This is a genomic window from Cytophaga aurantiaca DSM 3654 (assembly GCF_000379725.1).
In the GTDB taxonomy this organism is placed as follows: domain Bacteria; phylum Bacteroidota; class Bacteroidia; order Cytophagales; family Cytophagaceae; genus Cytophaga; species Cytophaga aurantiaca.
On sequence record NZ_KB903664.1, the window covers coordinates 216,693 to 239,572 of the forward strand.

The following is a 22,880-nucleotide window of genomic DNA, read 5'->3' on the forward strand; positions in this document are numbered from 1 at the left end:
GAATGTGGGGATTTTTTAGTATGTAGTGCAATATCTTATCGATTTATTCGTCTAGATAATGTAGCACAGTTGTTAAACCAGTAAAATTAAAAGCTATGAATTTTGAAGAAGTAACTGATGAGTTAAATAACAAAACCGTTATCACTCGATTAAAAAAAGGAAGCTTGTCGTATCTGAAATATGGTGAAGTGTTTGTTGGGAAGCTTGTTGGAAGAACAAAAGACAAAACAGGAAAGATTGGTAGTTCTATCGCATCATTAACCGTTCTGGCAGGGAATTACATTGCGTATCAGATACCTACGCAGGATATTATGGATATCACAGAAACACTGATGAAGAGATAGATAAGTAATAAAATCTTCTTGTATATAAATAAAAAACCTCCCATCCCGATAGCTATCGGGACGGGAGGTTTTTTATTTATATGAGATTTGAACTCTATTAGTTCTGATACATAACAGATTTAACTGCGTCAATTGTACGTTTTACATTTGGAAGAATTTCCTGAATCAATGTAGGAGCGTATGGAAGCGGTAGATCACGGCTTGTAACACGCATAACAGGAGCATCTAAGTGATCAAATGCATAACGCTGTACATGGTAAGAGATCTCAGAAGAGATACTTGCCAATGGCCATGTTTCTTCAACGATTACTAAACGGTTTGTTTTCTTTACAGAATTAACAACTGTTTCAAAATCGATCGGACGAACTGTACGTAAATCAATAACTTCAGCTGAAACTCCTTCTTTTGCTAAATCTTCAGCAGCCTGTAAAGCTACTTTTAAGATCTTGCCATAAGAAACGATTGTAACATCTGTACCTTCGCGTTTAACATCTGCTACACCAATTGGAATCAGGTATTCGCCTTCAGGAACCGGTCCTTTGTCGCCATACATAACTTCAGACTCCATAAAAATAATGGGATCATTGTCTCTGATAGCAGATTTCAATAAACCTTTAGCATCATATGGATTAGCAGGAACTACTACCTTTAAACCAGGAGTATTTGCAAACCAGTTTTCAAAATTTTGAGAGTGCTGAGAACTTAATTGTCCTGCGTTACCTGTTGGTCCTCTGAATACCATCGGAGCAGTATATTGGCCGCCAGACATAGACATGATTTTTGCAGCACCATTTATGATTTGGTCAATTGCTACAAGCGAGAAATTGAATGTCATAAATTCTACAAGCGGACGAAGTCCGTTCATTGCAGCACCTACTGCAATACCAGCAAAACCTAATTCTGAAATGGGTGTATCGATCACTCGTTTTGCACCAAATTCATCCAACATCCCCTGGCTTACTTTATATGCACCATTGTACTCTGCAACTTCTTCACCTAATAAAAATACATTAGGATCTCTTCTCATTTCTTCGTTCATCGCTTCGCGAAGCGCTTCACGGAATTGTATTTCTCTCATATCGTACGTTCAATAAATATCAAGCTGACAAAAATAAAGATAATGCCCCGCAATTACAAAGATAAATTCAGGATTATGCGTCTGGAAACCTTCATTTTTGGGCAAAAAAAAACCTCTGCTTTTCAGCAGAGGTTTTTTTTATAAGGAGTATATTATTTTAAAGCATTTTTGAAATTTTCAGAATTCCAGTAATCGTAGAATTCCATATCAGAAACAGCTCTTTCGCCATATTTAGCGCTTAAAGCTTTAGCTTTTTTAAGATTTGTAGTTAATGTTGCTTCATCTTTCTGACGAGCAGCAGTTACTGCAGCTAAGTAGTAACCTGCAGCATCATTTGGAGCAGCAGCAATGTAGTTAGCAAAACCAGCTTTTGCAGTATTGAAATCTTTTTTCAATAAGCTAGCTAAAGCAGAGTTAAATTTAACTTGAAGAGAGTCATTAGATTTAGATAAATCCTGTAACGCTAATTCATATTTACCATCTTTAACATCAAGTGTTCCTAAGATACCGTTAGCACCTTTTTTAACAGCGTCAGATGCATTAGATGCTACCGCTTTGTTTGCTTCAGTACGAGATAAATCACGAACACCAGTTAAGATATATGCAGAAGCTAAGTTTACGTGAGCTTCACCGCTATCTTGTTTCTTGATAGACATTTCTAATGTGTTGATCGCTTTGTTAACCAATTCTTTTTTCTTGTTCTGATCAACTTCAGCTTTAGCTTGTTCAACATAAGCTGCACCTAAGTTGTTGTAAGCAGCCCAATTGTCAGTTTTCTTAACTAATGCTTCGTAGATAGCAACTTTCTCAGAAAGGATCGGAGTTAAAGTACCAGCGTAAGATAATTCTTCAGCAGTTAATGTATCAGGAGATACTTTACCAGCAGCAATCTGACCAGCTAATAAAGAGATCTGTGCGTCTGTTTTCTTAGGCTTAACAGTCCAGATTTCAGTTCTAGCTGTACGTAATGTAGGATATAAATGTGCCAATACGGATTTGTTGTAGTAAGGCAATTTTTCAATTTGTTGTTGTTTAGAAGTGAAATCACCACTTCCGTTTATGATGCTCAACAACTCATCTTTATGCTCAGGAGCAAGTTTTGTATCTTTTGCGATCTCAGCTTTCAATGGCTCGAAATCTTTGATATCACCTTTTGTTACAAATTGAATAGCATTAACAATTGAATCTTGTTTGAAATGCTTCATTCTTTCTTTAACATATTTTTCAATTACTACTGAACGCTCGTTCGCAAGGTTTGCGTTTTTAGTTTCAGTACCTTCTGGAGAGTGGTGACCGATTACACTGATTGTACGTGTAACGTTTTTAGCTGTAATGAAAGCATCTAAGAATTTAGCGTTTTCGCCTTTCATTTCAGACTTTCTCAAAACTGATTTACCTTGCTCAAAGTAGAAGTTAACAGTTGATGGGATCAATTCTTCTTTGTTGTTGTAGCCGTGATCAGCGTATGCAACATACGTGTAATCCTTTACTAAACGAGAAGTTGTAATTAAACCTTTAGCAACTGGTAATTCTTCAGTAGACTTAGATTTTGTCTTGTCCAGGTTTGAAGCTGTACCAACAACTACTAAGTCGCCATTACCGATTTCAGGTTTGTAAGCAAATGCTTGATGCTTAGTGATTTTTGGCTGAGTTGTTTTTGCATCCGGATATTCTGTAGAGACAAAATCAAAAGAACCAAGTTCGATTTTTTCATCGCCGATTTTATAAAAACTGCTTACAGAATAGATTTTATTCTTTTTTAGCATTTTAACAGGCAGCGAAGCAGAAATATCAAATGCTACACTGTCACCGTGAACCTCTAGAGGAGAAGGTGTTACTGTTAATTCTTGGTCTTTAGCCATTTTAACCATTTGCTTCAATGAGCAAGAGTTAAATGCTAACATACCAGCCGTCATTAATGCTACTGTTACGCTTTGTCTGTTTAATGTCATAATTGTATCAACAAATTAGTTTCCTTATACTGCGAAAATAGTGCTATGAATAATCTAAAACAACCAAATTCCATTTTAATTTTGTTAATTATCACAAAAAAATGACTAATTTTAAGTGAAACAGCGATAAAGAATCAAATTTCATATGAATAAAGTAATTTCTTTTTTTGAAACAAGAGCATTTGGTGTTTGCACCTATTGGGGGGAGCGATTTGGAATTGCTATATCCAGTATTCGTCTTTTTTTTATATATCTTTCTTTTTTAACCTTCGGCTCACCTATTATTATATACATGGGGTTGGCTTTCTTAATGAACATGCATAAGCATTTGAGAAATAACCGTAAACCCGTTTGGGATATATAAGTTACGTACAGTATTTCGTTCGGAATATATTATCATTATATACAAAGCTGGTTGATGGGCATAGTTAATTATGGAAAAAGAATAATTGCTGCCGGCATCTTTGTATTCCTTTTTGCGCCTTTTTATGTTGTTTTTGCTCAAACAGCCGGGAATTGTATTCCAAATGGATCTTTTGAACTAGGCAATGTTGGGTTTGAAAGTGGATTTTCATATTCCGATCGCTCAGCACCTCCCGGATATTACTCCGTTACCGATCATGCTTCTCAATTAAATAAAGATTTTAAAGATCCGGATGGCGGCGACCACACCGAAGCCGGATATGGCATGTATATGGTTGTGAATTCGGATGGAAGGAAAATACAAGCCTGGTGCAGTAAGGTTACGGTTTTACCCAATTCAGAATACGACTTCTCTGTATTTTTCTGTAATATATATAGGTTGCTGCCACCCAAGACAAATTTTGCGTTTGAAAATGGAGACGTGAAAGGCAATGATCCGAAGATAAAAGTTACAATCGGTAATGAAGAGCTTGTAATCGAGCGCGATTTCTATCACATGTTTAAGTGGATTAAAGCATCTGCTATCTGGTATTCGGGTGAGCACAGCGGTCCATTGCGTATATGCATTGAAAATCTGAACACCAATGAACGAGGGAATGATCTTGCCTTGGATGATATCTCTCTTATTTATATTCGAACAATGCCGGAGGGCTATAAACCTCCTGAGAAAATTCCGACGGTCATGCATAGGGATTATAAAAAAACTCCTGTTGCTAGACGGAAGGTTCCTTTGTCTGAATACGGAATTGAATTTGATAACAGTGATACATTAAATCAAGGAGTATATAAAATTCACTATAAAAAGGAAAAGCCTGTAGATCCTGAGATTGTTGAGGATACAACTCCTGCAGCTAAAATTGAACGGGTGATTTTAAAAGATATTCTGTTTGTTCAAAGTAGGGCTGAGTTGTTGCCGCAAGCTAAACTTGAACTGGATCGGATTGCTGAATGGATGAACAGAGATACCAATGTTCGTGTACGATTTATTGGGCATACCGATAATCAGGGTGATACTAAATTAAATGTTGCGTTGTCTGAAGCACGTGTTTCAAATGTGAAAAAATATCTGATCAGTAAAGGAATTGCTGCAGACCGGATAGAAACGGTAGGATATGGTGGTGCCTTTCCAATAGCTGATAATACAAAGGAAGAAACACGTAAGTTGAACCGTCGTGTAGAAATGGAAATTATTGAATAAAGAAAAATAAAGAATATTGTTTGAACCATTGCTGATCGAATGATAAGAAAATTTTTAAAATGGGCGACTATTTTTTCCGCATTGCTGCTTATAGGAATGTATATTTTTTTATACATCTGGTTTCACAAGAACATAGATGTAGTAATGACCAAAAATCAACAAAAATGGTTGGTTACTGAAATTTCTAACAGCCCGAAATTTCCTGATAAAGTTTATAATACACTAGAAAAATACGATCCTGAATTTTATTCTGATAACGCATGGAACTACAATCTTAAAAGAATATTTGGTCGCTCCAAAAGAAGGTGCCAATGCAATGAAATATATTTACCGTATATACCGGGCGATACTGTGATCACAAATACGGATAGACCATGGGTGCCTTTTAATCAAGACGACCTTCTAATCAAACTTTTTATTGAAAAGAACTTTACTCAAAAAGAGTGTTTTACTTTTAACATGAACACGAGTGAATTTGGAGGAAACACCAATGGAATACATGAAGCTTCAAAGTATTATTTTGAAAAAAGTTTAGAAGAATTAACCGAAAGGGAAATTGTTGGCTTGTATGTTATTCAATTTGCACCTTCACAATACAACCCATTGCGCAACAGAGTAAAATACGATGAGGCAGTTGATGCAATCATGAAAAAATGAATAGCTGCAATTGATCACTTAAAAAGCGATTGATATGTTTTTTTACCTTTTAGATAAAATTCAAAGATGATCGACTTTTTAACAATAAGATCACTGTTTGAATAAACAAATGGAAGAGTAGACAGTGCGTTGCGTTTGCCTTTATTTTTTGCACTGAAATAAAATGACATGTGCGCCTTAAAAACTGCTGCAAAATGTTTTGCTTGCCCTTTGCTTAAATAATGAAATGCTGCAAGTCCATCCAGACACATACGTGTAAAAAGTATTGGCAACAATTTGTTTTTGGGCAAATGCTTTTGAAGCATCCACAATGAATTTCTAAAATTTAAAAAAGTTTTTTTAGGATTGGATTTGCTTAAGGTGGCTCCGCCAACATGGTATATGGTGCTCGTAGGCACATACTGTATTGCATAGCCCAATCTGTGAATGGTCCAGCAGAGATCAATTTCTTCCATGTGTGCAAAGAAGTCCGCATCAAAGCCGCCGATCTTTTTGAAAACACTGTTGCGTATTGTTAAGCAGGCACCACTTGCCCAAAAAATTTCTGCTGGATTATTGTATTGATTGATATCTTTTTCAATGGTATTAAAAATACGACCTTTGCAAAACGGAATACCGTATTTATCTATATACCCTCCTGCAGCTCCGGCGTATTCAAAGGAAGTTTTGTTGTGGTAACTAAGTATTTTGGGCTGACAAGCTGCTACTGCAGGATTGCCTGCTAACACATGAACAAGCGGTTGAAGCCAGCCTGCTGTTACTTCAATATCTGAATTTAATAATACAAGAAAATCTGCATCAACAAATTTTAATGCTTCGTTATATCCTCCGGCATAGCCATAATTTTGAGACAGCGAAATGATCCGTATATCAGGATAATGTTGCTTCACCCAATCAATAGAATTATCTGTTGATGCATTATCTGCAACGATGATTTCAGCATCTTGCGTATTCGCAACTACTGAGGGGAGAAATGTGCGCAACTGTTCTACGCCATTCCAATTAAGTATTACAACTGCGGTTGTGTAATTCATTACATGCCAAACATACTTCCTAAATCCATTCCTGGTATGTTAGGCAATAGTCCTTCTGTTTTTTGTTTAAGTTCTAATTGAGCTTTTTCTTCCACGTTCTGTAATGCTTTATTTACTGCAGCAACAACCAGATCCTGAAGAATTGTTTGATCGCCTTCCTTTAGCAAAGAAGGGTCGATGTCAATACGGATTATTTGTTTATTGCCATTTGCCAATGCTTTTACCAATCCTGCACCCGATTCTCCTTCAGCAGTAATGTGTACGAGATTGTCTTTTATTTCTTTCATGCGGGCCTGCATCTCTTTTACTTTTCCCATCATGCCCATCATATCAAACATGCTCATCTGTTATCGTGTTAAGGTGACTGTTCCGGTCTTAGTGAATTCTTTATTATTAATATCTGTAGCAATAATCTTATAGGTATATGCACCTTCAGGTGCATATACAAAATTATTAAATCCATTCCAGCCTGCCAACATCTCTGTGCTACTATACACGACTTCGCCCCAGCGACTGTATATGTTAATGGAATAGGTGTTTACATATTTGCCCTTTACAATAAAATAATCATTTGTACCATCGCCATTTGGAGTAAAAATATCCGGTACAAAAACTTCTGCTTCAAATTTGAAAAGACTGTTATTAGAGAATGAATTTGCAAATGCACTGTTGGTAGGGTAAACTTTAATGATGTAATTCACATAGGGATCATTCAGATTCACTGTTTCAGAAAATGTGGTACTTAAACCAACATTCGTTTCTAAAAGTACTATTCCATTCTGATCTATTTTTTGTACGGCATAAGATTGTACACCTGTGTTGTTGTAACCTGTATAAGCGTTCCAGTTTAATGTAATAGTTGTGCCTGAAACCGTTCCGTGTAAGATTACCGGACAGGTTGTTAAAGATTTAGGGGATGAATTGCTGCACAAATCAGCATAGTCCAGTTGGTAACAATAACTTGAGGATAAGTCTGGTAAATTGTAAGAATAGGTTGTAGCTGTTTGCTGTGTTAATTGAGTAGATGAAGTACCGCTAACCTGGTATAATTTATATGAAATACCACTACCTGCTGAAGCCCACGAAACAGTAACGTTACTGCCATTCATTGTTGAGTTAACATCTTGCACGGCTGGTGGTATTGTTGTTGATATAGCCGTGATACACGTATCAATTGAAATAGATACCTGCGCAACACCTGAAACCGTTAACGTTGTTAATGAAGCTATATTTTGATAACAATAAGAATTACCGCATGTAATTGCATTGTCAGCAAAGCTTGTTGTACCTATGAAAGGTATCGGAGTGGAATTTTTAGTTAGTATGAAACTATTTACGGTTGGATCTGTATTCCATGTAACCGTATTCAATGCATTGGTAGGAGTAGCCTTGATGATAATAGAGTAAATCGGATCTGAATACAGTTGCAGTCCGCAATCATCGTACGCTACAACTCTATACTGGTATACGTTTGTTTGTGTATTGAGATTTTTGTCCAAAAAAGGAGTTGCCGGGAAAGCAGAGTTATTTGCTTTGAAGCCAACTGAATCATAGGGCCCGCCATTGGTGCTGCGTTCAATTTTATAAAATTGCCCCATTTTTGAATCGTAGGTAATTTGAATTTGTCCATTCGTTGAATGCTGTGCGAGTACTTTTAATTGAGCTAAATCTGGTTTTACAAGAGTAGAGATTGCATAAGGTAGAACCGTTTTACTGCCACAGGAAGCATTGGGTGAAAATTTTCCTGTAACCGTTACGGATTGAAAGCCGTCGCTTGAGAATGTATGAGTAGTTACGCTGCCCGGTGCAACATTTTGAACAGTACTCCCATCACCCCAGTTGATATCAAAATTATCATAAGGTTGTGAAGCAGAAATGGGATCCATTGTTAAGGTAACATTTCTTCCGGCGCATGATTTTACTGTAAACACCGGGTCTGGCGAAGCTGTTACCAATATATCTCTGTATGTTTGACCGGTAGCGCTGCCGTCGATATATTGTACGATGCGGTATGTACCGGGAGTATTATATGTATGTGTGGTTGATAATGTAGACGTTCCGCTGTTGTCATATGTGTATTGCGGTGTTGCAACAGCAGGACTGTAAACCGCGCAACTCGGGTCTAGTGTGATCGTGAAAGGTACACAGCCTTTTAGTGCCGATGGTGTAAAGCATGCTGTTGCCGCATTACTCTCTATTCCGATCAGTAATAAGAGTAATACAGGTAAAAAATAAGCAGCTGTTTTTTTTAACATATTAAGCAATTTTATGAATGGATTCTTCTAGCGTTACTTTATGTTGTTCACCGGTAACTAAATTCTTTAACGAATAAATACCTGATTTCATTTCATCTTCGCCGATTAATAATGCAAACGGTATTTTTTTATCGTCGGCATAACTTAACTGCTTCTTGATCTTTAGCGGCTCCGGGTATAACTCTGTATTAATACCTTTTATGCGGAACTTAGTAACCAAGGGAAGTGCGTGTTCGAATGTTGTATCATCGAATGCACAAATAAGCAATTGCGTAGCGTTCGAATCCTGGGATGGGAATAATTCCAATTCGTTCATTACATCGTAAATACGATCAATACCGAACGAAATACCTACACCTGAAACATTCGGTAAGCCAAATACGCCTGTTAAATTATCATAACGACCGCCGCCGCATACGCTACCCATTTGCACGTTCAGTATTTTAACTTCAAATATGGCACCTGTATAATAAGATAGGCCGCGTGCTAAGGTAAGGTCGGTTTCAACCGATGCATTGGCAAGTCCTGATTTTTCAATCAGATCATATACACGTTCTAATTCTTCAATTCCTTTTAAACCTACAGAACTGTCTTTTAATAGTGCGCGAAGGGCAGGGAAGATCTCTTTGTTATTACCTTTCAGATTGAAGACAGGCAGAAGCTTTGTTAATTGAGCTTCTGTAAAATCTTTTGTTCGCAGTTCATCTAACACAGCATCCTGACCGATCTTATCCAGTTTGTCAATTGCTACACACAGTTCTGCTTCGCTGCCTTCTTTGCCAATGGAATCCGCAATGCCGGTTAATATTTTTCTGTTATTGATCTTAATGATGAAATCTTTGATGCCAAGTGCGGCAAAGGCTTCGTGGATCATTAAAACAATTTCCGCTTCGCAAAGCAGTGAATTTGTGCCAACCACATCGGCATCGCATTGCATAAATTCACAATAACGGCCTTTTTGCGGACGGTCTGCACGCCAAACAGGCTGGATCTGATATCTCTTAAACGGAAACGTTATTTCATTGCGGTTCATTACCACATGTCGGGCAAATGGGACCGTTAAATCATAACGAAGTGCTTTCTTAGAAATTTTGGGGAGAAGTTTTTTAGAGCCTTCCTGAAATTGTTTTTCATCAATATCTTTAATGAAATCGCCCGAATTCAGGATTTTATAAATCAACTGGTCGCCTTCATCTCCATATTTGCCTGTTAATACACTCAAATTCTCCATGGCAGGGGTTTCTATGGGTAAAAAACCATAACGGGTGAAAATAGTGCGTATTGTTTGCAGCAAATATTGCCTTTTGAGCATCTGGGCAGGGCCAAAATCCCTTGTTCCTTTCGGTAATGAAGGTTTTTCCATTCGTATTGTTTCAATAAATCGATCTAAAATTACAAAAAGGACTTCGGATTGCCTATTTGATAATAAATAGAAAGTATTTTTATTATTGTAATAAAGTGCTATCTTTGCATTCCTTCAGAATAAAAACATTACCGACATGGGAGTTACTAGACTTAAAAGAAAAGACAGAAGAAACAAAGCAGTTGCGAATAATAGACAGGCAGTTATCAAACAAATGACTAGTGTTCCTGTAATTCGTCGCGTGGATGTAGAAGAATTGAAAAAACAAGCTTAATTCAAATCGAATTCATTCATATCTTATAAAAAAGACGTCTACAAAGTAGACGTCTTTTTTATTTTCCACGCAGGCCAAGCTCAATTACCTGCATGTTGGAGATTTTTCCGGCGTTGATCTCAAAGCGCAAAAGTGTGCGCATTCTGTGAAAACCCTCTTTGCCTGCCGCACCCGGATTTAAATACAACATATTGTTATATGCTGCATCACTTACTACACGAAGTATATGACTGTGTCCGCAAACAAATACATCCGGTTTATGGAGTACCATTTGTTGTTTTACCCGTGCAGGATATTTTCCCGGACTGCCGCCTATGTGTGTAAAGTAAATCTTTAAGCCGTCACGTTCAACAATAAGGTCTTCTTTAAGGACAATACGCACGTCCTGTCCATCAATGTTACCATAGACACCAATGGTAGGCTTAAAGGCATGTAATTGGTCGTATATAGACACATTTCCAAAATCACCTGCATGCCAGATCTCGTCGCAGTCTTTAAAATAATTGAATACAGCAGGATCTAAATATGAATGGGTGTCGGAAAGTAAACCTATTTTCATGAAGGGTGGCAAAGCAGCGGTAGAAAAGGCGTATGCAAATTATTTGATCTCTTTAAGTCTGAAAACAATTCTGTATAATTTTTGTTTGGATTCAGCCCAGACACAAATACCGTTTTGATATTTATAGGTAGTAGTTTTTCCGTCGGGGAAGGTGACATAATAATAATCTCCGGTTTTTACAATGGGACACATGGCCATGAATTTTTCAGAAAATAACTGAGTCAGTCCAACCGGTTCTTTATAATACAAATTTGCTATTGATTGTGTGATCTTATCCGAGGTAATTACATTGTTGTTTGTGCCATCCCAGCCCATGTATCTTGAACCATCCCAATTTACAGTCGAAAAAGATTGAGTATCCCCATTGACTTTTGTTGCATAGTTTGATTTGTATAGATCGTTGTGCTTATACGATGAGCTTAAGTTGAATTGAATGGTGTAACTGGTAACAATATTAAACACTACTTTAGAATCGATCACATAATTGGTGATCGTAGGGTCTGACGTAGATGGAGTTTTTGCACAGGTCATCCAGCCAACGTTTTTATCCTGTACTTCTACATCATATTTGAGATAACTGAATTTTACTTCGTTGGGTTCGTTGGTTTTAAAACGTGTTGATGCTGCAACTAAAAATAAAGTGCAGCTGCAAAAGAACAAGGCCCAACCCCAAAAACGATGCTCCATGAAATGAATTTAAATAATCGCAAAATGAATATATAACAATATATTATTATTATTTTAGAATACAATGCGATCAGACAATGGAATTTATCATCATATAAACGACCTAACACAGTGAAATTCTTTAAAAGGGTGCTTATTATACTAGCATCGATTCTGTTATTTTATTTTTCAGCAATTTCTTTGATTTCCATTTATTACAAGGAAGAGATAGAAAATAGGGTTGTTACTGAAATAAACAAAAATCTGATTAAGCCTATAAAAATCGGTCATATCGGTATTTCTGCTTTTACCAATTTCCCTTATATATCTTTTAGCTTAAATGAAGTACTTCTTCCTAAGTCTGACAGTAGTAAGGTTCCATTGGTGAAACTTGGCAAACTGAAAATATTATTTTCTCCATATAGCGTTTTAGTTAAGAAATTTCAGGTTAAAGAAATATTAATTGAAAATGGATTTATAGATGCACGTGTGGATTCATTGGGTAACAGAGATTTTGATATCATTGTTAAAAAGGATACCACGAAAACTGAAAAGGATTCTAAAGCGATAACAAGTTTTGATATACATAAAATTAAATTTCATAACATTCATATTGTTTATGAAAACAAGTTTAGACCGAAACGTTTGGATCTGCTCTTTTCGAATACTGAAACGGAATTATCATTGGATTCTAAAGTGCTTACGGGTGAATTGTTGGGGCAATTATATTCCAAGCAGGTAGCTTTAAAGCCCGGAACGTTGTTTAGAGAAGCAGACTTAAAAGCAGATTTTAAATTCACCTTTAATTTTCAAACCAAAGTATTTGCTTTTACAGATTGCGTTGTAATGTCGGGAGATAACAGCTATGTAGGAAATGGAAATATTGATTTTAAAAACAAATCATTATTAACACTGAATATAAAAACGAAGAATGCAGATATACAAAATGTATTCAGTTTGATTCCTCAACGGTGGACAAAAAAAATAAAACCGTTAAATTTAAGCGGTCAGATCAGCTCGGATGCAAACATTAAAGTAAGTTTGCTGCCCGGAAATCAACCTGATTTTTCAATTGATTTTACTACTGATAGCCTCTCCATAAAAAATGAAAAATTGAATGCTCAAATTCATCATGTTCGTTTCAGCGGAAATTTAAATGCAAATCATAGTACAAGCGATGAAGATTATTCCATTCGATTTGATAATTTTTCTGCTAAGATTAATAAAACAGACTCGCTTACTGCAAAGGGGATCGTGCTTCAAAATTTTAAAGATCCTGTTTTAAAAACAAATGTAAATTTAGCATTAAGTGGAAACACTTTGTTTGATTTAGTGCATTTTAAGGAATATTCAGATGTGTCCGGAAAAGTTAACGTAAATCTAACTTATGACGGCAAACTGAATTATCTGTTTGGTATACGATCTCAAACGCCCGAAATATATGGAGATATCAATCTGAATCATTTAAAACTTAAACTGAATAAACTTCATTTTGCATTTGATGATCTGGATGGAAAAATTTCTTTCAGAAGAGATACCATTCTGATGCATAAATTAGAAGTGAAGTCCGGCAAGACTGATATGGAGCTTAATGGCACTGCTTACAATTTATTCAATTCCATATTCAATGATACCACCGGCTTGAAAATGAATATCAATTTTACATCTAATAATTTTTATTTTAATGACTTTAATAGCCATGCACTTAAGTCTAAAACTAAATCTGCATCCAATAGAAAGATCGATATTGTAAAAAACGGAAGTTTTGTTTTACCCTATGATTTGCAGGCAAGCCTGAAAGGAAAGGTGAAAAATTTTTATTCGAATAGTTATCATGGAAATAATATTGAATTGGATATTAATTTCACTAAAAAGAATGTAAAGATTGTTGAGTCCATGAACTCCTTTGGAGGTGTGTTATCCCTTACAAGTAATTTTGTTCCGGTGAGAAACCAAATTCATTGCACCAGCAATATTTATATGAAAAGCTTTTATATTGATAAGGTGTTTTCAGCATTCAATAACTTCAAACAAAAAATGCTGAATTCGGATAATGTTAAAGGGGTTGTAAGCGGAAATGTACATTCGTTTTTTGTCTTAAGCTCTGGATTGGTAATGGATACAACTTCAGTAGTAGTTAATGGTAATTTTAACATTAATAAGCTGGAATTGATCGAAGTTGAACCGTTAATGATCTTATCAAAAATAGGTTTTGACGAAAAAGATCTGAAGCATGTTACATTTGACAAAATCAATACCTCTATTATTATTAAAAATAATGTCGTTGAAATTCCACGTACCTTATTTGTTACGAATATTTTATATTTCTATCTGGATGTAATCATTCAGCCGGATGGTGAATCGGAATATTATATCTTGCTTCCTGTAAAAAATCTGAAAAAGAAACCGAATACAAAAGGCTTGACCAATGATTCGAAAGCAGGTTTGTCTATACCGATAAAAATAAAAGGTAAAGAAGGTAAGTTGAAATTGTTATAGGACTGAAAATAATTAACGAATGAAAATACTAGTAGTGCTACTTATTTTAGTGTTTCATAAGGAGGTCTATGCTCAGGATGAAAATCCATTTGCTAAAATAGAGTATGATAGTATTGTGATCTATGACTTTGAAGGAAATGGAGAAGGTTCAGATCAATCGACTATTATTAATAAAAAAAATAAATTCAATAGCACGATAAAAAAACGTCAAACCTTAACTAATTCTGAAAACAAAAATCTGGTTAATATTTTAGGATTAAAATCTTCTTATGGAGAATATCCTGCAGCTTGTTTTGAACCACATCTTGGAATCGTTTTTTATAAAAAAGGCAAGCCTGTTCAGTACATAACGATATGTATGGATTGCAATAGATTGGTTTCAAGCATTAATATACCAGGTCAGCAACAAGGGAAAGAAGTTGCTGAAGATGGAACCACATATTATCGATTGATTGGTATGAGTGATGGTATGCGAAAGCATCTGAATCAATTGTTAAAAAAATATAAATTTTCGCACCAGAGAGTAAAAATAAAAAGAGTCCCGATAGCTATCGGGACTCTTTTTATTTTTACTTAGCCAAATATTCTTTCAGCTTACCGGCTTGTTGAGCTGCCTGTAGTTTTTTGATTTCACCTTTTGCAGGGATTTCATTTTTGGGATTGTTTGCATACTTTAAGAACAACAACACGGTATTGTATTTAACATTTTTCACATCGTCTTTTTTATCTTTATGCTCCAAAACGTATTTCGTCATGCAGATCATGTAGGTTAAAGAAGAAACTTTATCTGCTTTACCTATTTTTTCAAATGTATCGTCAAATACAAATTGATAGTCGGGCGTACCCATAGCCCACTTAATTGCAAGCAGCATTCCGTAGACACGGTTAGAATCTGTTTGTGCCAGCGTTTTGGATAAATACAAATTGCATGCACTTAATACATCTGCTTCAACGCTTTTGTATTCTTCAGCAGTTTTATATTCTTTTTCAGCAAGTGCTTTGTAATCTTGCGCATATAACTGTGTTGCACATGCCAAGAAAAATAGGAGAATCAGTTTTTTCATAGAAGTGTTATTGATTTAAATAAATATATAAAAGTTAAAAGTTGAATACATTATTTTTTCCAAAGATGCGGATTCTTGCGCCATTCGCTTAGGGTAGCAAGCTGGTCTTCCTTCACATATCTGTTTGCTACTGCCTCTTTAATTAATTCGTCGTAGTTGCATAATGTATGCAATGCCACACCTGCTTCTTGAAAATTTTGTGCAGCAATCTGAAAGCCATAAGTGAAAATACCAATCATACCTAAGATTTCAAAGCCGCCTTCTTTCAGAGCTTCTACTGCTTTTAAAGAACTGCCGCCTGTTGAGATCAGATCTTCAACCACAACAATCTTTTGACCTTTTGTGATCTTGCCTTCAATAAGGTTTTGCATACCGTGGTCCTTTGGTTTAGGGCGGACATAGATCATTGGCAAATTCATATTGTCTGCAATGATCGCACCCTGCGGGATACCTGCTGTTGCAACACCTGCAATGCATTCACAAGAAGGGTAATGTGTTTTAATTAAATCTACCAATCCGTCACGTATCAGATTTCTTGATTCGGGAAATGACAATGTTAAACGATTATCACAATATATCGGAGAGTTCCAGCCTGATGCCCATTTGAAAGGTTCTTCAGGACGTAAGCGTACTGCTTCAATTTTTAAAAGAGATAATGCAACTTCTTTTGTGTAGTTCATGAATAAACTTATTATAAATACCTCCCCAATTTAACACATTTTCATATTTAATGTGCAATAGTCACTATCTGTTCATAATTCCTTGTGGCGATTCTTTTTAATTCAGCATTACTTTGATAATTTGCCCCTAATTAGCCTGAGATAGATGAAACTCTTCATAAACGATAAGCCCATAAAGGTAATCCAATATGTGTCTGCACTTCCTGTGTATGAATACAATACGATAATAGGTGCTACCGAAGAGATTCTATCTGTAAACCTGATCGGTAAGGTCCTTATAAAGCAGGCTACACCCCGTCAGCTGGAACGTTTGATACGCATAATGGAACTGAAACGTTTGAAAAAACTGGTATCCATTACATTTGCGGTGGACGATTATGAATTTATGGTTGAGTTCATTAAAGACCAGTTTAAAGTGATCAAAGCCAGTGGGGGTGTGGTTCGTAAGCAGGAAAAGATCCTCTTGATTTTTAGATTAGGTAAATGGGATCTGCCAAAAGGTAAATTAAAGAAGAAAGAAGAATCCATTAAATGTGCGAAGCGCGAAGTCGAAGAAGAGTGCAGCATTAAAGTGGATGTAAAAGATAAGATATGCTCTACCTGGCATGCCTACGTGCGTAAAGGAAAACGCATTTTGAAACGTACGGATTGGTATGAGATGAATTGTCTGGATGACTCTAACATGCAGCCACAGCTGGCAGAGTTTATTGAAGATCTGAAATGGATGAATTACAAAGACGTGATACGTTCCGTTAAAAATTCATATGCATCCATTCAGGAAGTGATAGACGAATATTACAGATTACACTCAGAGCTGGTACGGTAAGAAACCGCTTACATCCCCATTGTATTTATGAATGTCTCTGATAAGGCTTGAACTGATGTAAGCCAGATGTGGACTCGTGATCATGAATACCGTCTCAAGATCTTTCCACAAATATTTGTTCGCTTGCGAGATGCTGTTTTCATATTCGAAATCCGTAGTGTTACGCAATCCTCTGATTAAAAAATTTGCATTGCATTCTTTTGCGAAGTCTGCTGTAAGGCCTGTAAATACTTTAACTTCAACTTTTTTTGTGTCTAAAAAACAATTTTCAATTTTGGGCACCATGAAGTCAATATCAAAGTATCTGTTTTTTTGAGAATTGTTTCCAATCGCAATAATAACTTTGTCGAATAAGTTTAAACTTCTGCGTACAATGTCTTCATGGCCTTTTGTGAAAGGATCGAAGGAACCCGGAAATACAGCAATTCTACTCATAAGGATGATGTTTAGCCCTGGCACAAATGCATGTTATACAAATCGAAGTAACGGTGATCAAATACTTCATCGAATTGATATCCGAAACGAACCAGCTCCGGTTTAGAACCAAAAGAAAGCTGTCTGATATATTTGTATAATTTACTAAAAGATTCTGAATCGTGTGTGATCTCGCCGAAAACAACTACCGGGCATTTTTCAGGATTCAAACCAAGCTGATCAAAAACAAAGAGAATAAAATAAACGAAATCTTCACTTGTATTAAACGTGAAGCTGTTACAAAACATTAATTTTTTTCCTTGTTTTACAACGATCGTTAAAAAGTATTGTTCCACCAATACAAAAACAGATTGTTCATTTTTGACCTCTTCTTTTTGAAGCATGATACCTTCAATCATAGGAGCTGTGTGATGTACAAAGCGTATTTGTTTTAACGGATACTTTGCTTTAAACCAATTTGTCAAACGGTCGTTGGTAGCAAAAACGTTTACAGCTTCAGTGTTTTTTTGTTCGAAGTAATGATAGTTTTCATCAGGCTCTTTATCCAGCGTCGTATTCAACGAAAGATATTCTTTCAAATAATCTTTCTCAAATAACGATTCAGGAACAAGGGAGAATTGTGTATTCTTAATGCCTACAGTAATGGATTTCCAAAAGCCTGCTTTGATCAATACGTGATCTTCAAAAAGCAGATCCAATTGTTCCAATAGATCAGCTGTTGAGAAAATGTTGCTGAGGCTATAGTCTTCTAATAAAAGGCAACGGTTTGTTTCACTATCGATGACACAGATCCGGAACAACTCAAAATTGATTTGAAAAGACAAATGATATTTTGCAAGATTGTCTGTTTCAAAACGTGTGCTGTCCTTAATTGAATTACTTAATTTATAACGTACAGTAATTTCTGAAATCATGTTATACACCTAAGAATGTGAACAAGTCGATTGGTTAAAATTGGATTCTAGAGCCTTTTTTTATTCTAAATTCTTTAAAATTAAGTCATTTATTGGACTATAACAATAATGTGGATAAATATGTTGATAAATCCAAATCATTAATACGAAATAACAGCGCCTAGCTGAAATAGCCTGTGCGATGAAGAAGATCTGCCGGCGTTTTTATACCATGCAGCAGACTGTGAACAGCTTCGGCAGGAAGCTGATTCAATTCGTCAAAACTCAACCATTCTACCTGGGTAATAATTTGCCGGTCTTTATGTAGTTCAGGATCTACGCCTGTTTTAAGCGTTCCGTCTGTTTTTTTTACCAGAAAAAACAATTCAATAGCATGAAGCGGTGCAGCTAAATATTCATTTACGCAAAGAAATTTTTCTACTGAAATTGTTAAGCCGGTTTCTTCTATGAATTCTCTTTTCAGGGCTTCCACAGTGGTTTCCCCAAATACCATTCCACCACCGGGTGGCGCCCATAAGATTCCGCCTTTACCTAAAGAATGGTGTTTTACCAATAGAATTTTATTATCCTCCATGCATATGCCGCATGCTCTGATACGTAGCTTGTTACCAAAACTGTGGATGATTTCATTTTTTATTTCTTCCATACTTTTGCAATTTAGTAAACCTTAACCAACAACACGTGTCTCTATCGCATTCCATTATTGCAGGATTACCTGCAGCACCAACCAACAGCCAGGCAAAAGCGATTGAACTGATGGAGCAATTGGTTGAAAGCAAAGGTACAAACAACTTTTCGCTTTTATTAAGAGGATATGCGGGTACTGGGAAAACAACCTTGTTAAGCGCACTTGTACGTGCCATACCCAAGAATCGCTTTCAAACAATTTTATTAGCGCCAACGGGTAGAGCTGCAAAGGTGATGTCTTCGTACTCCGGACAAACAGCAGCAACCATTCATAGACACATATACCGCAAAGAAACAGGTAGCGGGGGAGGAATATTTTTTTCCAGAAAAAGAAACATGTTTGCTAACACAATCTTTATTGTGGATGAGGCATCGATGCTGAGTGATGACAGTGAGTTTGGGGGCAATGGTTTATTGAGTGATCTGATTTCGTATGTATTTGAACAGAAAAATAACCGGCTTATCCTCTGCGGCGATACAGCTCAGCTACCGCCTGTAGGTAAGCAGATCAGTCCGGCATTGGATAAACGCTATCTGGAATCACATTTCTCCATCGATCTTTCAGAGATTGAATTGACCGATGTGGTGCGACAGGCACAAACATCCGGCATCTTATACAATGCAACAAAATTGCGAAACGACATTCGCAACAGTGCTACTACCATTCAGTTTACAACCGGCTTCAAAGATTTTTATAAAATGACATCCGATCGTTTGGAAGATGGATTGCGTTATGCATACGATCATTTCGGAAGAGAAGAAACGATTGTGGTGTGTAGAAGCAATAAGTCCGCAACGGGTTACAATCGCTATATCCGGCAGGCAATCTTTTTTACAGAGAATGAACTGGATGCAGGCGATCTATTGATGTCAGTTCGGAATAATTATACCATACTGCCGCCCAATATTTCATCGGGTTTTATTGCGAATGGTGATTTTCTGGAGATTCGTAAAGTGCTGCGGTATCAGGATCAGTATGGTTTTCGGTTTGCAGACATCGAAGCGGTGTTCAGGGATTTTCCGGAGTTCGGAAATTTTCAATTAAAAATATTATTAGACACATTGTATTCTGCAACACCAAATCTTGAAAAAGATAAGATGCAGGAATTGTATACAGAAGTTGAAAAAGAATATGCCGATATAACAAACAAACAGGATCGGTTAGAAGCTATTCGAAAGGACCCGTTTTTAACTGCATTGCAGGTGAAGTTTGCCTATGCGCTGACGTGCCATAAGGCACAAGGCGGACAATGGGAGACGGTGTTCATTGAGCAAGGATATTTGACAGACGATAAAATAGATGTGGAGTTTTTACGTTGGTTGTATACGGCCATTACACGTGGTAAAAGTCAGGTATTTCTGGTGAATTTTCATCCGAGGTTCTTTGAGAGTTAGTTTCCAGCTACTAGTTTCTAGTCGCTAGACGAGGAAAATAACCGTAGCAGAACTCCTATTTCCTTGGTCTGGAAACTAGAAACTAGTACCTAGCAACTATCTTGGCTCAGTTATTGTAACCACTATAAATAGATTAAATTAGATATATGAAAAAGATCATTTTATTTACTCTGGGAATTGTTTTCTCGACCGTTGTTTTTGCTCAAACATTGGTTAAAAGTCCGGTTATGTCGTTTGAAGAAAAATCATTTGACTTTGGCGATGTAAAGCAAGGGCAGAAGGTAACACATACCTTTAAATATAAAAACACAGGTACCGATACATTAAAAATAAGTAACGTTGTCAGTTCTTGCGGCTGTACCGTTCCTAAGGATTATGAAAAGGTTGTTGCGCCGGGAGCGACTGCAACGATTACTGTACAGTTTGATTCTACAGGCAAAATGGGTGTAGTCAATAAGACGCTTACTATTTTGTCGAATGCAGTATTACCCAATAACGAACCCGCAGAATATCTTCAGATCCGTGTGAATGTAATACCTTAATTAGTGGTCAGTGGTCAGTTTTTAGTAAAAAGTTTCGAGTTGCTAGGTACTAGTTGCTAGACGAACAGCAGGGATAATAGGGTTGACTATTTATTAGTATTCTGTATTATAATATGAAAAAGAATCTGTTATTTTTTATTTATTATATTTCTTGGGTAACATGCTTTTCACAGGATGAAAGAATTAAAGAATCTGATGTATTCTTAGTTGGAATTTGGATAGTGACAGATAGTAGCAATACTGAAAAGTTTCACGATATATGGCAATTAAAGGATAATGGAGAATTTAATCAATTGAAAAGTGGAAATGAGAACTATGGACGAGATACACTTGTTGCAGATGAAAATGGACGTTGGAAGTTGAATGGTGATACTCTTACAATTACTGTAACAAATGAAATGTCAAATGGCATTAGGAAACAATATGATAAAGTTCAAATTATGAAATTTATTGTAAAGGCTGACAATTCAGTATTCTTTTTAAGAATTATTGATGATGGATTTAGAAATAAAAATAAGACAATATTAAATTTAATTCTAACAAAAAAATAAAATCTATTTCTCAGTCTAGTAGATGGTACTAGTCACTATCTAGCAACTAGTACCTAGAAACTAGTACCTACTTCAAAAAACTCATAGCCACCAATACCCAGCCGGCAATCATGCATACGCCTCCAATCGGAGTGACAGCTCCCCACTTCGGAGTTTCTGTTAAGCATAAGATATAAAGCGAACCGGAGAAGATCAAAATACCTGCAATGAAGCTATAACCTGCATAGGTTAAATATTTGCTATTGAATTGTGTCTGCAGAATTAATAAGCCAACAATTAATAAGGCAAAGCTGTGATAGAACTGATACATCACTGCTTTCTCAAATGTCTCTGTTCTTCCGGTTTGAAGTAAAAAATCTTTTAATTTATGTGCACCGAATGCACCGATCGCAACGCCTAAGCCTGCGAAAATACTGCCTGCAAGTAAGAATGTTTTATGTAACATATTTTTGAAATTGTGAGTTATAAATTATGAATTGTTTCTTAAAACGTACTGCTGTTGTTGGTATTCCCGCCAGCTCTGCCGATGGTTTAACGAACATAGGACAACGCGGGCTACCAACAACCCGCTGCTTTTAATAGTTAATCTAACCATAGTTGTTGGTGGTCTGCGCAAACGCGCTACCAATATCATTTCATTTGTTCATGCAGAAACACCAACAACAGCTAAAAGGCTGTAAGCCTTTCATATCAAAACTTGGGGCATCGCCCCAAGACTGTCTACTGTCTACTGTCTACTGTCTACTGTCTACTGTCTACTGTCTACTGTCTACTGTCTACTTACAACTACCTTCCACCAAATATCGCACTGCCGATCCGTACCATTGTACTGCCTTGCTCTATCGCAATCTTGTAATCGGAGGTCATGCCCATCGAAACTTCTTTCCAGTTTATATTTTTTCTATGAACGGTTGTAGAAAGTGTTTTGAATAATTTATTCAATGATTGAAATTCGTTCTGAATAATTGTTTCCTTGTCTGTATTGGTTGCCATTCCCATCAATCCTTCGATGCTGATATTCTCAAGTTCATTGAATTGCGGGTCTGCTAAAAGCGCTGTTAATTCTGCTATATCCAGACCGAATTTTGTTTCCTCTTTGGCAATGTATACCTGAAGCAGACACTTGATGATGCGGTTATTTTTTTTTGCTTCTTTATTAATTTCCTGAAGCAACTTAAGACTATCCACCGAATGGATCATATGTACAAACGGTGCAATGTATTTTACCTTGTTGCTTTGTAAATGACCGATCAGATGCCATTCAATATCGCTTGGCAATACCTCAGCTTTTGCTACCAATTCCTGTACTTTATTTTCACCAAAGACGCGTAAGCCAATATTATATGCTTCCTGCAGCGTTTCAACGGGATGCGTTTTGGTAACGGCAATAAGTTTGGTATTGTACTGCTGTAAATTATGTTTTATTTCTTCTAATACGGATTTGTTTATCATAATTTAACACTGGCTTGATCTATAGGTGTTAA

The 22,880-nt window shown here is 36.4% G+C and carries 26 protein-coding genes; 11 read left to right on the top strand and 15 right to left on the bottom strand.

The features are described 5' to 3' along the window. The first annotated feature begins 95 nt into the window (after window positions 1-95). Complete coding sequence (locus A3EE_RS0117960; RefSeq protein WP_018344829.1) at window positions 96-344, top strand: hypothetical protein; 249 nt, start codon at window positions 96-98, stop codon at window positions 342-344. Between the two features lie 97 nt (window positions 345-441). On the opposite strand, the gene A3EE_RS0117965 is transcribed toward A3EE_RS0117960, so the two are convergent. Both A3EE_RS0117965 and A3EE_RS0117970 read right to left on the bottom strand, forming a co-directional pair. Beyond that, complete coding sequence (locus A3EE_RS0117965; RefSeq protein ID WP_018344830.1) at window positions 442-1,422, bottom strand: pyruvate dehydrogenase complex E1 component subunit beta; 981 nt, start codon at window positions 1,420-1,422, stop codon at window positions 442-444. A 152-nt stretch (window positions 1,423-1,574) separates the two neighbouring features. After that, window positions 1,575-3,374 carry an OmpA family protein gene (locus A3EE_RS0117970; protein WP_018344831.1) on the bottom strand — a complete coding sequence of 600 codons (1,800 nt, stop codon included), beginning with the start codon at window positions 3,372-3,374 and terminating at the stop codon, window positions 1,575-1,577. Between the two features lie 145 nt (window positions 3,375-3,519). Between A3EE_RS0117970 and A3EE_RS22295 the strand changes: the two genes are divergently transcribed. Genes A3EE_RS22295 through A3EE_RS0117980 form a run of 3 tightly spaced genes read left to right on the top strand, consistent with a single transcriptional unit; the run spans window position 3,520 to window position 5,652 of the window. Beyond that, on the top strand, window positions 3,520-3,738 hold the full coding sequence (locus A3EE_RS22295) for a PspC domain-containing protein (RefSeq protein WP_083921291.1): 219 nt from the start codon (window positions 3,520-3,522) through the stop codon (window positions 3,736-3,738). Window positions 3,739-3,792: 54 nt separating this feature from the next. Next, window positions 3,793-4,995: an OmpA family protein gene (locus A3EE_RS0117975; RefSeq protein WP_018344832.1), complete on the top strand. Its 1,203-nt coding sequence runs from the start codon at window positions 3,793-3,795 to the stop codon at window positions 4,993-4,995. Between the two features lie 39 nt (window positions 4,996-5,034). Then, on the top strand, window positions 5,035-5,652 hold the full coding sequence (locus tag A3EE_RS0117980; RefSeq protein ID WP_018344833.1) for a transglycosylase domain-containing protein: 618 nt from the start codon (window positions 5,035-5,037) through the stop codon (window positions 5,650-5,652). A gap of 14 nt (window positions 5,653-5,666) precedes the next feature. On the opposite strand, the gene A3EE_RS0117985 is transcribed toward A3EE_RS0117980, so the two are convergent. The 4 genes from A3EE_RS0117985 to hisS are packed head-to-tail and all read right to left on the bottom strand — an operon-like array spanning window position 5,667 to window position 10,304. Then, window positions 5,667-6,686, bottom strand: coding sequence for a glycosyltransferase family 2 protein (locus A3EE_RS0117985; RefSeq protein WP_018344834.1), 1,020 nt, complete (start codon window positions 6,684-6,686; stop codon window positions 5,667-5,669). Then, window positions 6,686-7,024 (bottom strand): YbaB/EbfC family nucleoid-associated protein, encoded by a 339-nt coding sequence (locus A3EE_RS0117990; RefSeq protein WP_026209857.1) that lies wholly within the window; start codon window positions 7,022-7,024, stop codon window positions 6,686-6,688. The genes A3EE_RS0117985 and A3EE_RS0117990 overlap by 1 nt, the downstream gene beginning before the upstream one ends. 9 nt (window positions 7,025-7,033) lie before the next feature. Then, a complete protein-coding gene (locus A3EE_RS0117995; RefSeq protein ID WP_018344836.1) occupies window positions 7,034-8,941 on the bottom strand; it encodes a T9SS type B sorting domain-containing protein in 1,908 nt (635 codons plus the stop codon). A 1-nt stretch (window position 8,942) separates the two neighbouring features. Continuing rightward, window positions 8,943-10,304 carry a histidine--tRNA ligase gene (gene hisS, locus A3EE_RS0118000; RefSeq protein ID WP_018344837.1) on the bottom strand — a complete coding sequence of 454 codons (1,362 nt, stop codon included), beginning with the start codon at window positions 10,302-10,304 and terminating at the stop codon, window positions 8,943-8,945. A 136-nt stretch (window positions 10,305-10,440) separates the two neighbouring features. Here hisS and A3EE_RS22020 point away from each other — a divergent pair, with 136 nt between their 5' ends. Next, window positions 10,441-10,578: a hypothetical protein gene (locus tag A3EE_RS22020; protein WP_018344838.1), complete on the top strand. Its 138-nt coding sequence runs from the start codon at window positions 10,441-10,443 to the stop codon at window positions 10,576-10,578. 58 nt (window positions 10,579-10,636) lie between these two features. Here A3EE_RS22020 and A3EE_RS0118010 read toward each other — a convergent pair whose 3' ends face one another. Together A3EE_RS0118010 and A3EE_RS0118015 are read right to left on the bottom strand one after the other, a co-directional pair. Continuing rightward, entirely contained in the window at window positions 10,637-11,137 is a 501-nt protein-coding gene (locus A3EE_RS0118010) for a metallophosphoesterase family protein (protein WP_018344839.1), read from the bottom strand. 39 nt (window positions 11,138-11,176) lie between these two features. Beyond that, window positions 11,177-11,824 carry a DUF6134 family protein gene (locus A3EE_RS0118015; protein WP_018344840.1) on the bottom strand — a complete coding sequence of 216 codons (648 nt, stop codon included), beginning with the start codon at window positions 11,822-11,824 and terminating at the stop codon, window positions 11,177-11,179. Window positions 11,825-11,953: 129 nt separating this feature from the next. Here A3EE_RS0118015 and A3EE_RS0118020 point away from each other — a divergent pair, with 129 nt between their 5' ends. Beyond that, the gene (locus A3EE_RS0118020; RefSeq protein ID WP_018344841.1) at window positions 11,954-14,302 is read left to right on the top strand and encodes an AsmA family protein; all 2,349 of its coding nucleotides are present in this window, start codon (window positions 11,954-11,956) and stop codon (window positions 14,300-14,302) included. A gap of 19 nt (window positions 14,303-14,321) precedes the next feature. Next, the gene (locus A3EE_RS0118025) at window positions 14,322-14,879 is read left to right on the top strand and encodes a hypothetical protein (protein WP_018344842.1); all 558 of its coding nucleotides are present in this window, start codon (window positions 14,322-14,324) and stop codon (window positions 14,877-14,879) included. Here the strand turns inward: A3EE_RS0118025 and A3EE_RS0118030 are convergent. Further along, on the bottom strand, window positions 14,872-15,366 hold the full coding sequence (locus A3EE_RS0118030) for a hypothetical protein (protein ID WP_018344843.1): 495 nt from the start codon (window positions 15,364-15,366) through the stop codon (window positions 14,872-14,874). The genes A3EE_RS0118025 and A3EE_RS0118030 overlap by 8 nt on opposite strands. 50 nt (window positions 15,367-15,416) lie before the next feature. After that, entirely contained in the window at window positions 15,417-16,046 is a 630-nt protein-coding gene (gene pyrE, locus A3EE_RS0118035; RefSeq protein ID WP_018344844.1) for an orotate phosphoribosyltransferase, read from the bottom strand. A gap of 145 nt (window positions 16,047-16,191) precedes the next feature. Between pyrE and A3EE_RS0118040 the strand changes: the two genes are divergently transcribed. Beyond that, complete coding sequence (locus tag A3EE_RS0118040; RefSeq protein ID WP_018344845.1) at window positions 16,192-16,872, top strand: NUDIX hydrolase; 681 nt, start codon at window positions 16,192-16,194, stop codon at window positions 16,870-16,872. Here the strand turns inward: A3EE_RS0118040 and coaD are convergent. The 3 genes from coaD to A3EE_RS0118055 all read right to left on the bottom strand — a co-directional run bounded on the left by coaD (window position 16,855) and on the right by A3EE_RS0118055 (window position 18,867). After that, on the bottom strand, window positions 16,855-17,307 hold the full coding sequence (gene coaD, locus A3EE_RS0118045; RefSeq protein ID WP_018344846.1) for a pantetheine-phosphate adenylyltransferase: 453 nt from the start codon (window positions 17,305-17,307) through the stop codon (window positions 16,855-16,857). The two genes, A3EE_RS0118040 and coaD, sit on opposite strands and share 18 nt — an antisense overlap. An 11-nt stretch (window positions 17,308-17,318) precedes the next feature. Further along, window positions 17,319-18,221, bottom strand: coding sequence for a DUF3822 family protein (locus A3EE_RS0118050; protein WP_018344847.1), 903 nt, complete (start codon window positions 18,219-18,221; stop codon window positions 17,319-17,321). Window positions 18,222-18,381: 160 nt separating this feature from the next. Beyond that, window positions 18,382-18,867 (bottom strand): NUDIX domain-containing protein, encoded by a 486-nt coding sequence (locus tag A3EE_RS0118055; RefSeq protein ID WP_018344848.1) that lies wholly within the window; start codon window positions 18,865-18,867, stop codon window positions 18,382-18,384. A gap of 35 nt (window positions 18,868-18,902) precedes the next feature. On the opposite strand from A3EE_RS0118055, the gene A3EE_RS0118060 reads away from it, so the two are divergent. The 3 genes from A3EE_RS0118060 to A3EE_RS0118070 all read left to right on the top strand — a co-directional run bounded on the left by A3EE_RS0118060 (window position 18,903) and on the right by A3EE_RS0118070 (window position 21,396). Further along, window positions 18,903-20,303: an ATP-dependent DNA helicase gene (locus tag A3EE_RS0118060; RefSeq protein ID WP_018344849.1), complete on the top strand. Its 1,401-nt coding sequence runs from the start codon at window positions 18,903-18,905 to the stop codon at window positions 20,301-20,303. A 146-nt stretch (window positions 20,304-20,449) separates the two neighbouring features. Continuing rightward, complete coding sequence (locus A3EE_RS0118065) at window positions 20,450-20,845, top strand: DUF1573 domain-containing protein (RefSeq protein WP_018344850.1); 396 nt, start codon at window positions 20,450-20,452, stop codon at window positions 20,843-20,845. Between the two features lie 113 nt (window positions 20,846-20,958). After that, window positions 20,959-21,396, top strand: coding sequence for a hypothetical protein (locus A3EE_RS0118070; protein WP_018344851.1), 438 nt, complete (start codon window positions 20,959-20,961; stop codon window positions 21,394-21,396). A 67-nt stretch (window positions 21,397-21,463) separates the two neighbouring features. Here the strand turns inward: A3EE_RS0118070 and A3EE_RS0118075 are convergent, their stop codons facing one another. Further along, entirely contained in the window at window positions 21,464-21,841 is a 378-nt protein-coding gene (locus tag A3EE_RS0118075) for a DUF423 domain-containing protein (protein WP_018344852.1), read from the bottom strand. A gap of 341 nt (window positions 21,842-22,182) precedes the next feature. Beyond that, window positions 22,183-22,848, bottom strand: coding sequence for a YggS family pyridoxal phosphate-dependent enzyme (locus A3EE_RS0118080; RefSeq protein WP_018344853.1), 666 nt, complete (start codon window positions 22,846-22,848; stop codon window positions 22,183-22,185). Window positions 22,849-22,880: the final 32 nt, after the last annotated feature.